Below are 12,103 nucleotides of genomic sequence, written 5' to 3' on the forward strand. Positions count from 1 at the left end.
CATTCATGGTGCATCTATTATACACCTTCGATCAGGCCTGTACATTGCCCTGCTTCTGCCTCTTCAGATTTACCCTGAGGCGTACTTTTACCCATTCCTGCATCCTGTCCATATAGTAATAGACAACCGGCGTTATATACAGGGTCAGGAGCTGTGAAACCAACAGACCGCCCACAACAGCGAGACCTAAGGAGCGGCGGGAAGCTGCGCCTGCGCCGAAGCCGATCGCAATGGGGAGCGTGCCCATAAGTGCTGCCATGGTGGTCATCATGATAGGACGGAAACGCACGATAGCCCCCTGGTAGATCGCATCAAGAGGTGCAAGGCCTTCGCGGCGCTGCGCGTCGAGCGCAAAATCGATCATCATGATCGCATTTTTCTTCACGATGCCGACCAGCATGATGATGCCGACAAAGGCATACAGGTTCAGGTCCTTGCCGAAGATCATCAGGGTGATGAGCGCACCGAACCCGGCAGACGGCAGCCCGGAAAGAATGGTGAGCGGGTGGATATAACTTTCATAAAGAATGCCGAGCACGATATAGATAACAATAATAGCTATGATCAGCAGAAGCGCAAGCCCCCTGGTCGAGGCCTGATAGACCTGGGCTGTCCCCTGGAAACCGGTCGTGATGGTCGAAGGCAGGGCCCTGGCCTCTTTCCCGATGGCGGCCACCGCATCGCCGAGCGGCACATCCGGTTTCAGGTTGAAAGAGATGGTCACTGAGGTGATCTGGCCGAGATGGTTGACCGACAGCGGTCCCAGATCATTTTTCAGTGTGCCGAGGGATGAGAGCGGGACCAGTTGATCCGCTGAAGAACGAACATAGAGCATGCCCAGGGCCGAAGGGTCGGACTGATATTGGGGTTCCAGCTCCATCACCACCTTGTACTGATTCGTGGGCGAATAGATCGTGGTGGCCTGGCGTGAGCCGTAAGCCGAGTACAGCGTATCCTCGATCTGCTGGGCAGAAATGCCGAGGGCCGCGGCCCTGTTGCGGTCAATGTCGAGATTGACCTGCGGGTTCTTCATCTGCAGGTCAGAGGTGACGTCCTGCAGAAGCGGCATAGTGCGCAGCTTCATCTCGAAGGCCGATGCCTGGCGATAGAGTTCGTCCGTATCCGGACTCTGCAGCACGAACTGGTACTGGGCCTTGGACTGGGTCGCCTCAAGCCTTATGGGAGGCGGGTTCTGCATGAACAGCAGAATGCCCGGGACTGTTGCGACCCTGGGACGAAGTTTCTGGATGATCTGATCTGCATTCAGCGTGCGCTCATGGCGCGGTTTGAGTTTGATGAACATGCCGCCGCTGTTGCCTCCAACCCGGCTCCCGGTTGCTCCCACAGACGACATGAAGGCCTCAACGTTCGGTTCCTGCAGCACGATCTCGGCAAGCTGCTGCTGCTTGCGCTTGAGCTCGTCGAAGGATATGCCCTGGGCGCCTTCAGTGGTCGCGCTGATAGCGCCGATGTCATCAGGAGGAAGCAGTCCCATCGGCATGAGCGTGAAGAGCCAGACCGTAGCCACGGTCATGACCAGGGTCAGCACAATTGTCGTACGCCGAAAACAGAGCACCCTGGAAAGAGAGCGCTCATACAAACGAAGCATGCCATTGAAAAACCGTTCCATGAAGTTATACAGCATGCCGTGTCTCTCCTCCCCCGGCGGTTTCAAAAAACGGCTCGCGAGCATGGGGGTCAGGGTCAGGGACACGACCCCGGAGATGAGGATGGCAAACGTGATGGTAACGGCAAACTCATGCAGCATTCGCCCGAGCATCCCGGCCATGAACAGCACCGGTATGAAGACCGCAACCAGCGAGATGGTCATCGAGATGATCGTGAAACCGATCTCTCTCGAACCCTTCAGGGCTGCCTCCATCGGCGCCTCTCCGTGCTCCATATGACGGACAATGTTCTCGAGCATCACAATTGCGTCATCCACCACAAAGCCGACCGACAGGGTCAGCGCCATCAGCGTGATGTTGTTGACCGAGAAGCCGAGGGCATACATGACCGCAAAGGTGCCGATGATCGAGAGCGGCAGCGCCAGACTCGGGATGATCGTGGCCGACAGGTTGCGCAGGAAGAGAAAGATCACCATGATGACCAGTCCGATAGTCAGCAGCAGCGTGAATTTGACGTCAGCCACTGATTCGCGGATCGTGTCGGTCCGGTCGAAGAGCACATTCAGCTCGACCGCCCCGGGCAGCTGCCTGCGAAAACTTGGGATCTGCATTTTAATGCTGTCGACCACCTCGATCGTGTTGGTGCCGGGCTGGCGCTGAATGGCCATGACAATGGCCCGGGTTGATTTCCCTTTGGTATTGAACCAGGCAGCCACCTTGTCGTTCTCAACGCTGTCGATCACGGTAGCGACATCCTGCAGCCTGACCGGAGCCCCGCCGCGCCAGGCAATGATCAGCGGTTTGAACGCCTCGGCGTTGTACAGCTGTCCGGTTGCCAGAATAGTAAAGGCCTGCTTGTCTCCCTGCAGTCCGCCGGTGGGCAGATTGACATTGCCGGTGCTCAGCGCTGCTGCCACCTCGTCCAGACCGATCTTGCGGCTGGTCAAAGCCTTTGGATCGAGCTGCACCCGAACAGCATATTTCTGGGAGCCAAACACCAATACCTGGGCCACGCCGTTGATCATGGATATACGCGGGGCAATAATGGTATCGGCAAATTCATTGACCTCTGACAGCGGCAGGGTTGGAGAACTGAGCGCCAGGTAGAGTACGGGCTGGTCCGCCGGGTTTACCTTCTGATAGGAAGGCGGGGTCGGCATGTCTGCCGGCAGCTGGCGGGCCGCTTTGGAGATGGCTGCCTGCACGTCCTGGGCTGCAGCATCGATATTCTTCTCGATCGCAAACTTAAGGACAATGACCGAGATGCCCTGCCCATTCGTCGAGCTCATCGAGTCAAGGCCCGCAATGGTCGAAAATTGCCTTTCCAGCGGAGTGGCAACGGCAGAGGCCATGGTTTCCGGATTGGCGCCCGGCAGATCGGCCCGCACCTGGATGGTCGGAAAATCGACCTTTGGCAGATCGTTCACCGGAAGGGCCCTGTACGCAAAAAGGCCGACCAGCATCACCGCCAGCATCACCAGGCTGGTCATGATCGGCCGTTTTATGAACAGCTCGGAAAGATTCATTTCGCTTTTCCCCCTGACCTCTTCTCCTCTTTCTGCCCCTGTTCCTTTACCTTATCCTTATTCTCTGCCTTATCTTTTCCTTTCTGCTCTCTGCTGTCCTTGACCTTATCCTCAGCCTTAACCTGATCTTTATCCTCAGCTTCTGTCTTATCCTTAGCCTTGCTCTTAACCTCCACCTTTGCCCCAGGTGAAAGTCTGAGTTGTCCGTCAGTAACCACTTTCTCACCGGGCTTAAGACCGCTCTCAATAACTGACTCATCTCCAAATGTCCTGCTCACCACAATTGATCGTGCTTCAGCGGTTGCGTCTTCCTTCACGACAAAGACAAACGGCCCCTTCTGTCCGGTCTGCACCGCCTGGGTTGGTACAACAACTGCGTTGCTCTGGGTCATAAGGGTCAGCAGCAGGTTCACGAACTGGCCGGGCCAGAGCTTTCTGTCGTTATTGGCAAAGCTCCCCTTCAGTCTTATCATCCCTGTTGCCGTGTCAACCGCATTGTCGATAAAGGTAAGGCTTCCCTGCAGAGGGGTCCTGTCGTCCTTTGAGAGCAATACTTCGACCTTAAGCGCACCGCCTGTCATGTATTTCTTGATTTCAGGAAGAGTCTTCTCCGGAACAGCAAAGCTCACATTCACCGGTTGTATCTGGTTGATCGTGACCATGGGAGAGTCAGCGCTCGCCTTGATGAGATTGCCTTCGTACACTGATAGACTGCCGGTCCTCCCTGAAAAAGGCGACCGGATCGTACAATAAGCAAGCTGCAGATGCGCATTTTCGACCTGGGCCTTTGAAGACTGGACAACAGCCTCGAGCGCCACCGCATTTGTGCGTACCTGTTCATACTGGGTCTCTGAAACGTATCCCTTCTTCACCAGCTCCGCATACCGCCGCTCTTCTGCACGGGCATTCTCAAACTGCGCACGGTCTCTGGCAAAGATCGCTTCAGCCTGCTTCAGTGCTGCCTCATAAGGCCGCGGATCAATGGTAAAGAGCAGTTCCCCCTTTTTCACATCCTGGCCTTCTGTGAAGTGGACTTTTATCAGGGTCCCTCCCACCTGTGCCTTGACCGCAACCGTTGACGATGCCTCCACATTGCCGATCGCGTTGATCTGCAGGGGCACTGCCTTCTGCGCTGCAATGCCGATCATGACCGGAACCGCCGGTTTTGCCGTCTGCTGCTCCTTCTGTTTGCAGGCAACAGCGGCAACCATGAGCGTAATGACCGCAGCCACAAGGACTATAGAATTTACATTAAAAAAATCTCCCCTCGCCCCTCTTTGCCAAAGAGGGGTCACTAATGCCTCCCTTTGACAAAGGCTTGTCCCCGGATGAGGAGAGGTTAGGAGGGATTTACTGAACAGATGCAGTTTCAATTTTGAAACTCTAAATAAACCATTATCCATTCTGGTTACTCCTTATCCCGTTGAGAAAAAATTCGTAGAGTGATCGGCCATATGCCTTCGGCCTTTTTATATCGCCGGTCAGGTATCCGAGGATCGCACCCCTGAGCGTCACCAGGATCATCAGGGCAGTTCCCGGGCAGTCCATGGAGCGCCATGTTCCGCCCTGCATCCCCTTCTTCAGGATATCGGTAATTATGCTATGCTGAGCCTTGAAAAAGGAATCCCTGATAGGCCGTTTGAACTCCAGATCGTATTCCTTGACGCCTGTAGACAGCATCTTCGTCTTCGTGACCGCAAGCTCCATATACAGATCAATAAGCTTTCGGAGCGCTGCCTCAGGCCCTTCTGCGCAGAGCGCCCCGATGCGGTCGAGAAATTCATCCATTTGGCTTTTCATGAGACCCGTATAGAGCTGCTGTTTGTTGGGAAAATAGAGGTAGATGCCGCCGATACTTATATGCGCCCGCTTCGCCACCTCCCGGATCGAAGCCTTTTCATAACCGCGCTCTGCGAACACATCGCAGGCAGCCCTGAGGATGTTCTGCTTCGACTCATCTCCGGTCCGCCGTTTCACGATACGCTTCCTGACCTCAACGGACATGCCCTGCGGCCTCCGCTTCAAACCGGTTCAGGCGATGCTCTGACAGATAGCTCGCTCCCTGATAATAACTGATCGCCTCGTCCAGAAGGCCAGGGTCAGCAGCCCCCTCCTTCTGCTTCTTTGTGTTCGCATCATACTCGTAATAACGATTATCTTTTTTTACATTCAGGACAACAAGCCGGCCATTCTTTTCATATCCAAGCCGTTCATAGGTCCCGATAAAAGCCCTTTCCTGGTCCGGAGACATCCTGAGAATATCCTTGCCAAAGAACCGGGAATTATAGCTGATGTTAAGCATACCCATGACCGTCGGCGCAATGTCGATCTGGCTTGAGAGCCTTTCAATGGTTCTTGGCGCCAAATGCCCAGGAGAATAGACGAACAGCGGGATCTCATACTTCCTGACCGGAAGCGCAATCCTTCCCGCAGAGCTTGCACAGTGGTCTGCCACAAATACAAAGATCGTGTCGCGGAACCAGGGTTCTTTCGAAGCTGCCTGCAGAAAGGTTCCGATGGCATGATCGGCATACTTTATCGCGCCGTCCCGCCCGGTATGGGACGGTATATCGATCCTTCCTTCAGGATACGTATAGGGCCTGTGGTTGGACGTTGTCATGATCAGGCCGAAAAACGGCTTGCGGCTTTCATGTGACTTGCCAAACACCTCTATGGACTTGCGAAAAAGGTCCTCATCGCTCACGCCCCAGGCATTCTCAAAGATGACCTCTGACTTTGAGAAGTCTGCCCTGTCGATAATATGGTCAATGCCGTTATGGCCGAAGAAATAGTTCATATTATCAAAGTATCCGTATCCGCCATACAGTAACTTCGTGTCATAACCAAGGCTTTTCATAAGCGAGCCCCAGGAAAAGAGGTTCTCATTGCCTTTGCGCTTCAGCGTCGAGCGGCCGGGCGTTGGCGGCAGAGAAAGACTTATCGCTTCAAGCCCCCTGTCAGTCCTGGTCCCTGTTGCGTGCATGTGCGTGAAAAAGACGCTTTCCTTTGCCAGCCGGTCAAGGTTCGGGGTGAGACCCTTTTTATTGCCGAATACCCCCAAGTATTCAGCGCTCAGGCTTTCCTCCACAATCACCACGACATTCAGCCTTTTTTCAGGGCCGGTATTGCTGATCTTCCTGGTAATGTCATAGATGTCTTCGTTTAGGAAAGCAGCATTTTTTTCAGAGAGCAGTGTCCTCAAATTCCTGAAAGCATCGTTGCTGTCCAGAGAGGTATAGAAATCCTCATAATTTATCGTATTGTTCCTGAAGGCCGCAAAGAGCGCGTAAATACCGTTGGCCGCAAGTTCATTCGCATATACGTTTGCGGATATGTGAGCCAGCGGCAGACTCACAAACACGGTAGCAGCAACAGGTATGATAAAAAAGACCGCTCCCCTTCTCATCCGCTGACCCAGGCTGCTCTTCTGAACACCTGAGAAATGGAGTTTTCTCCGCATAACAAACACGGCGAGAGCCGAGATGAGAGCGATCGTCAGGAGTATGGGGATGACCGGATATGACTCCATGATATTCTTCACAACCTCATGGGTATAGATAAGATAATCGACCGCAATGAAATTGAACCTCACACCGAACTCTTCAAAGAAAAAGAATTCGGACCCACTGCTGAAAAGGAAAAGATAGGCCGTCAAAAAGACTGCCATGGACATGGCGATCCGGTGCGGCCTGCTGTTATAGATCCGGTCAGGCAGAATGACAAGATAAAGGACAAAAGGCAGGGCAACATAGCCGGCTGTTGCCAGGTCGAACAGAAACCCCATGCCGTAAACCTTCAAAAGCAGCAGCGGCTTCGCATCGAGTGCGCGCAGATTCATTACCGTCAGGACGATCCTGGTCATAAAGGAAAGGCCGAGAAAGGCGGCGAAGAAGACGCCGAGGATCAAAAAACGACCCGGCTCTTTCCTGCTGGAACTGCCTGAGGCGTTATTGTCCGCTGAGATACGTTGAGGGGTTATTTGGTTGTCCTGCATTTGCTCCTTGTGATCGTTTTGATCTGTGTAGACGTTACGGAGATGAACATCTGTTCACGTGAACATCCGTTAATTATCCCTTCAGCCTGCTACTGAAGTCAAGGAAGCATTGTTGACCGGGGATAAGTGACTTGAGCTGACAGGCATTAATTGCTATGGGTTACGATCCAGCCTGATTCTGCGTTGAGGCCGAGACCCGCAATTTCAGGGCAAGATGGCTGAGAAAGTTCTTGAATGCTGAATCGCCTCATCTGCCTGTCTCGGCTGCCATTCGAGCGTTTTGGGATCAGAGCGCAGCCCGTCAAGGAATTCGAGGACACCGGCCTCGTTATACACTTCAGAGGATAACTCCTTTTTCCGGGCAAAGTGCAGATATCTGCTGACCCAATAGGCAAAATAGGGGATGTTCTTTTCGGGAACAAGCTTTCTCTTCAGGAGGTACGCCTGAAACTCAGGCAGCGCGTTATTTTTGTTATTTGCCAAATTTCCCATATTATACGAACGTCGCTTTTAGTCCATATTACCACATTATACGAAAAGCACAAATAGTAAACATGCTGTGTTTAAAGACTATTTCCATTGACAGATTTATTCCGTGTGATATTATTTATCTCATGAGCGAGATAAATCGGACGTTCGTATAGTAATTGTTAAAGCAATATGAAATCAAAAAAGACAATAAAATTTGACGCCGGTTACGAGATGTTTTTTGAGACAACCATTCGCGTTTTTCTCGGTGACAAGGCCTATCACATTGCTGGCCAAGTACATACCGATAAATACAGACTGGATTGGTATAAAAAGGCATTGAAGAAAATTGTTAAGAGACTCCATGAATTAGAGACAACAACAAAGCACAAGGAGCAGTTGACATATTGGGCTGAACGAGCGCTAAAGGCATCAAATACAAAAGACTTTGACGAAACCTCTTTTTCTTTATGTCTCTTTCGGCTGGTTGGTGCTCTTTTGGGCTTTGTTACTGTTCGAGGCATGATCCTTTACAACCCGATTTATCATCAAGAGCGTTCGCAACACAATGCTGAAAGGATGCTCCAGACTGGTGATCCGCTGCAGCCATATCTAGACGGAAAAAGTACGATTGGAATCAGGAAGAAAATTATTCAACAACTGAAAAGTGAGGGTCTGACCGATTATGATATTTCCCTTGTGCTTAATACTACTGAATACGAAATTAAGAAATTAAGAATGGAGCTTTAACACTTTGCTCCAGGCGACGCGGGATTAGCCGCTTTTCTTTTTTCAGTTTTCTCGTGGTTGCCCCGCGCTCCTGAGCACGGTCGTTCTGCGGAGAATATAAATGGAACCAAATGAATTAAAAAAAGGCCACGTATATTTTTCCTGTGGTTGGTCTACTGCTAAATATCCTGTTCCGGATATTAGAACATTTGTATATATCGGGGAAAATATAGAGGAAGACCTGGATAAAACACAAAATGAATACACATTTGAAATTCCTAAGAAATATTTTGAGAAAGAAATATTGAACGGATTATCCGAGGAAGAAAGAACAGAATATGAAGGCCCGGAAGAGCCTAACAGAACCATCGTACCAGAAGATTGCTTAGCCGTAATAAAAGACATTGATGGTCTCATTGATTTTTTGACACGGAGCAAGAAAGAGCCAAATGCCGAAGACATATTTTAAAAACCAAGAGAGACGCAGAACACCAGCCTGAAGTGAAACAAAATGACTACTAAAGCTGATCTAAAAGATTTTCAAATTGTGACTAGCGGCTTTCAATGCAAAGGAGTCCTTCACCTGTTTGCCGATATAGCGCATCTCAGGTTTGTCAGAACGAAGACTAACATCCATATGGGCCTGCCGATAGAAATGACAAAGATCGGCTCTGACGAAAGTGTTGGGTTGATGATTTCCCTCAAATCGGGTGAAGAGATTAAACTAACCGAAAAGCCAGGTTGGATTTTTTCAAGCACAGTGGAAAACATTCAAGGCATAATCAATATTTACACTGAACTTGCAAAGGTCACATTTAACTCAAGACTAACGTCATATGTTAAGGGCGCTGAAATACGAGGTTATTTTGTCTACAGCGGGCATCGTTTTTTCCTCTCCCGCCAGGTTATCGCATCCGAAGATCAAGAGTTCACGAGTGAGAACACAGATTTTCTTCGGTCATACGGTTATATTGAATTTCGACCAAAAAACTCTAGCATCGCGCAAAAAATGAAGCGGAACATAGGGGCTTCCAAACGCAAGGCTATGGATACTCTCACAGACACTGATGTTATCTACGCTATCCTTGCCAATTTCTATGGTCTCCGTTGGAACTGAGGTCAAATGACTGATAATAGTAAACTCGCACCGCACGGCGCTTCGCTTGCGCGGTGCTCGACTTCGCGGTGGTGGCTTTGGACCACCACCTTGCCCAAAGGGCTGCTTAGCGCCCCTTTGGAAACCCAGCATAAGGTTCCCCCACTTCAAGTGGGGGTTTACAATGAATAAACATATTTCCACTCTCGCGGAAACGGCAGTTGCATATGCCTTATGCGCTGACCGTATTTACGGCAATGCCCCCTCGTTCTTAAATGCCAACCGCTCGACTATACCGATATTCGTTAGCCATTTATTCCAGTCATTGGAGATAGCCATCAAGCATGCAGGTTTTGAATCAGAGCTATTTACAATGCAGGAAGCCCGAGCGAGAGAGAGACGATCCGGGCATGGGATAAAAGAGCTTGCAACGCTCGCGGTAGAAAAACTAGGGTGCAGCCTATGGGGTCAGACTTGTTTATTGACATTCCATAGATGACTTGATAGTGTGACTGCATGGCACGGAAACCGAGGATAGTATTTGAAGGGGCATTCTATCACGTTATAACACGGGGCAATCAAAGACAGCAGATATTCAAAGACACCCCCAAGTGTTGATCAGAAGGAGAAATGAAACTTCCATGAACCCTGCGATCGTAATCAGAAACGAGACTGACGCCGACGTCAGCACCATAACCGAGGTGACCGTCGCTGCGTTCAAAACTCTGGAGATCAGCAACCACACGGAGCAATTCATCATTGAGGCACTGCGTGCCGCGAAAGCTCTGACCCTATCGCTGGTCGCAGAAGTTGATGGCCGTGTGGTCGGACATATGGGTGCAGCCTATGGGGTCAGACTTGTTTATTGACATTCCATAGATGACTTGATAGGGTGACTGCATGGCACGGAAACCGAGAATAGAATTTGAAGGGGCATTCCATCACGTTATAATGCGGGTCAATCAAAGGCAGCAGATATTCAAAGACACCCCCAAGTGTTGATCAGAAGGAGAAATGAAACTTCCATGAACCCTGCGATCGTAATCAGAAACGAGACTGACGCCGACGCCAGCACCATAACCGAGGTGACCGTCGCGGCGTTCAAAACTCTGGAGATCAGCAACCATACGGAGCAATTCATCGTTGAGGCGCTGCGTGCCGCGAAAGCTCTTACCCTATCGCTGGTCGCAGAAGTTGATGGCCGTGTGGTCGGGCATATTGCATTCTCCCCGATGACCATCGCGGACGGCGCCATGCACTGGTACGGACTCGGCCCCGTTTCAGTGTTACCGGAGTATGAGCAGAAGGGTATTGGCAAAGCCCTGATACAGGAAGGGCTGTCACGGTTAAAAAAACTGGGCGCCAAGGGCTGTTGTCTGGTGGGACATCCGCAATACTACAGGAAATTCGGATTTGAGAACGTTACCGGACTTGTGCTGGAGGGCGTTCCGCAAGAGGTATTCTTCGCTCTTTCCTTTGACGGGCACTTTCCGCACGGTAATGTCATGTTCCATGAAGGATTCAAGGCAAATGGCCGGCAAGGAATTGCAACGGACAACTGACCGCCTTCGCTGAGCTTTGGCATTTAATACGCATTCACTTCAGCGCCCGATCGCATTCTTTGTCTTCCTGAGCTTGCCTTTTGTCTCCGGGACGATCACAAGATCAAACGTTGCACCCTGGCTGCCTTTTTGAGGATAGTGCTGCGCTATCAAACCTTCAAACCCTTTTGCATCTACCAGGATATGGATATGCGGCGGCCGCCGCGCGTAGGGAGGAGGGAAACTGGTTTCCAGACGGTACTGCCCGTTTTGATCTGAATAGAGGGTAGCCCTGTGGTTATCATCATACGCTCCGTCCGGTCCGGCCTGCCAGACCTCGATCCGCATATTCGGAAGGGGACGGCAGTCATCAGATGAGCGAACGGTCCCGCTCAGGACATACCCCTTGCCGATGCTGTTTCGCACAGGAGCGTTCTGCCGGTAAAAAGGCCCGATTTCATCCCAGGGCGTCGGTGTGCAGGTGGCTGCTGTCGCAGTTTCTCTGCCTGCAGCCAACAGCACAATCAGACAGACGACTAAAAGGTGCGGCCAGTTTCCCGTTTTACTCATCATACCCTCCACCTATTAGACATTACTACGCATTACAGCGGGTGCTTTCCCATGATTGACCTTAACGAATTAAAAAAAGGGCCGGTCATTTCTGACCAGCCCTTTTTTGTCTGTTAAGAAGTAATTACTTCTTTGCAGGAGCTGCTGCCTTAGGAGCGTCAGCCTTCTTCTCCTCAACCTTAGGAGCGTCAGCCTTCTTCTCGTCAGCCTTTGCTGCCTTCTTGGACTTCTTGGCCTTCTTAGCTGCCTTCTTATCTGCCTTGTCGTCCATCTTTGCGTCAGCCTTAACGTCAGCCTTCTTCTCCTCCATCTTTGCAGGAGCCTTTGTGTCAGCTGCCTTTGCTGCAGGAGCTGCTGCCTTCGGTGCATCAGCTGCAAAAGCTGCTGTCACTGCGAATGCGAACATGAGTGCGATGATCAATGCTAATACTTTCTTCATAGTAGTCACCTCCTTCATTTTTTAGTATTGAACTTATATTTCAAAGTTACCGGACATCAATGTAAGCAAACCTCATGCCAATTTTGAGACAACGCTCCATGAAACAATAAAA

At 50.9% G+C, this 12,103-nt stretch carries 11 protein-coding genes and 1 pseudogene; 5 read left to right on the forward strand and 7 right to left on the reverse strand.

The window, feature by feature from the left end:
* Window positions 1–31 precede the first annotated feature (31 nt).
* From HZB62_13390 to HZB62_13410, 5 genes are all read right to left on the reverse strand, one after another.
* A complete protein-coding gene (locus HZB62_13390) occupies window positions 32–3,154 on the reverse strand; it encodes an efflux RND transporter permease subunit (protein MBI5076145.1) in 3,123 nt (1,040 codons plus the stop codon).
* Complete coding sequence (locus HZB62_13395) at window positions 3,151–4,365, reverse strand: efflux RND transporter periplasmic adaptor subunit (protein ID MBI5076146.1); 1,215 nt, start codon at window positions 4,363–4,365, stop codon at window positions 3,151–3,153. The genes HZB62_13390 and HZB62_13395 overlap by 4 nt, the downstream gene beginning before the upstream one ends.
* A gap of 184 nt (window positions 4,366–4,549) precedes the next feature.
* The gene (locus tag HZB62_13400) at window positions 4,550–5,158 is read right to left on the reverse strand and encodes a TetR/AcrR family transcriptional regulator (protein ID MBI5076147.1); all 609 of its coding nucleotides are present in this window, start codon (window positions 5,156–5,158) and stop codon (window positions 4,550–4,552) included.
* A complete protein-coding gene (locus HZB62_13405; GenBank protein MBI5076148.1) occupies window positions 5,148–7,148 on the reverse strand; it encodes a sulfatase-like hydrolase/transferase in 2,001 nt (666 codons plus the stop codon). The genes HZB62_13400 and HZB62_13405 overlap by 11 nt, the downstream gene beginning before the upstream one ends.
* Window positions 7,149–7,352: 204 nt before the next feature.
* A complete protein-coding gene (locus HZB62_13410) occupies window positions 7,353–7,631 on the reverse strand; it encodes a hypothetical protein (GenBank protein ID MBI5076149.1) in 279 nt (92 codons plus the stop codon).
* Between the two features lie 177 nt (window positions 7,632–7,808).
* On the opposite strand from HZB62_13410, the gene HZB62_13415 reads away from it, so the two are divergent.
* The 5 genes and pseudogenes from HZB62_13415 to HZB62_13435 all read left to right on the forward strand — a co-directional run bounded on the left by HZB62_13415 (window position 7,809) and on the right by HZB62_13435 (window position 11,003).
* The gene (locus HZB62_13415) at window positions 7,809–8,366 is read left to right on the forward strand and encodes a hypothetical protein (protein ID MBI5076150.1); all 558 of its coding nucleotides are present in this window, start codon (window positions 7,809–7,811) and stop codon (window positions 8,364–8,366) included.
* A 100-nt stretch (window positions 8,367–8,466) separates the two neighbouring features.
* Window positions 8,467–8,814 (forward strand): hypothetical protein, encoded by a 348-nt coding sequence (locus HZB62_13420; protein MBI5076151.1) that lies wholly within the window; start codon window positions 8,467–8,469, stop codon window positions 8,812–8,814.
* A gap of 42 nt (window positions 8,815–8,856) precedes the next feature.
* Window positions 8,857–9,462 carry a hypothetical protein gene (locus tag HZB62_13425; protein MBI5076152.1) on the forward strand — a complete coding sequence of 202 codons (606 nt, stop codon included), beginning with the start codon at window positions 8,857–8,859 and terminating at the stop codon, window positions 9,460–9,462.
* A 620-nt stretch (window positions 9,463–10,082) separates the two neighbouring features.
* Window positions 10,083–10,277 (forward strand): annotated as a pseudogene (locus HZB62_13430) (GNAT family N-acetyltransferase).
* A gap of 189 nt (window positions 10,278–10,466) precedes the next feature.
* The gene (locus tag HZB62_13435) at window positions 10,467–11,003 is read left to right on the forward strand and encodes an N-acetyltransferase (GenBank protein MBI5076153.1); all 537 of its coding nucleotides are present in this window, start codon (window positions 10,467–10,469) and stop codon (window positions 11,001–11,003) included.
* A 39-nt stretch (window positions 11,004–11,042) separates the two neighbouring features.
* On the opposite strand, the gene HZB62_13440 is transcribed toward HZB62_13435, so the two are convergent.
* Window positions 11,043–11,552: an intradiol ring-cleavage dioxygenase gene (locus tag HZB62_13440; GenBank protein MBI5076154.1), complete on the reverse strand. Its 510-nt coding sequence runs from the start codon at window positions 11,550–11,552 to the stop codon at window positions 11,043–11,045.
* A 124-nt stretch (window positions 11,553–11,676) separates the two neighbouring features.
* Window positions 11,677–11,991: a hypothetical protein gene (locus tag HZB62_13445; GenBank protein ID MBI5076155.1), complete on the reverse strand. Its 315-nt coding sequence runs from the start codon at window positions 11,989–11,991 to the stop codon at window positions 11,677–11,679.
* Window positions 11,992–12,103: the final 112 nt, after the last annotated feature.

The organism is Nitrospirota bacterium (assembly GCA_016214855.1).
Classification (GTDB): domain Bacteria; phylum Nitrospirota; class Thermodesulfovibrionia; order Thermodesulfovibrionales; family UBA6898; genus UBA6898.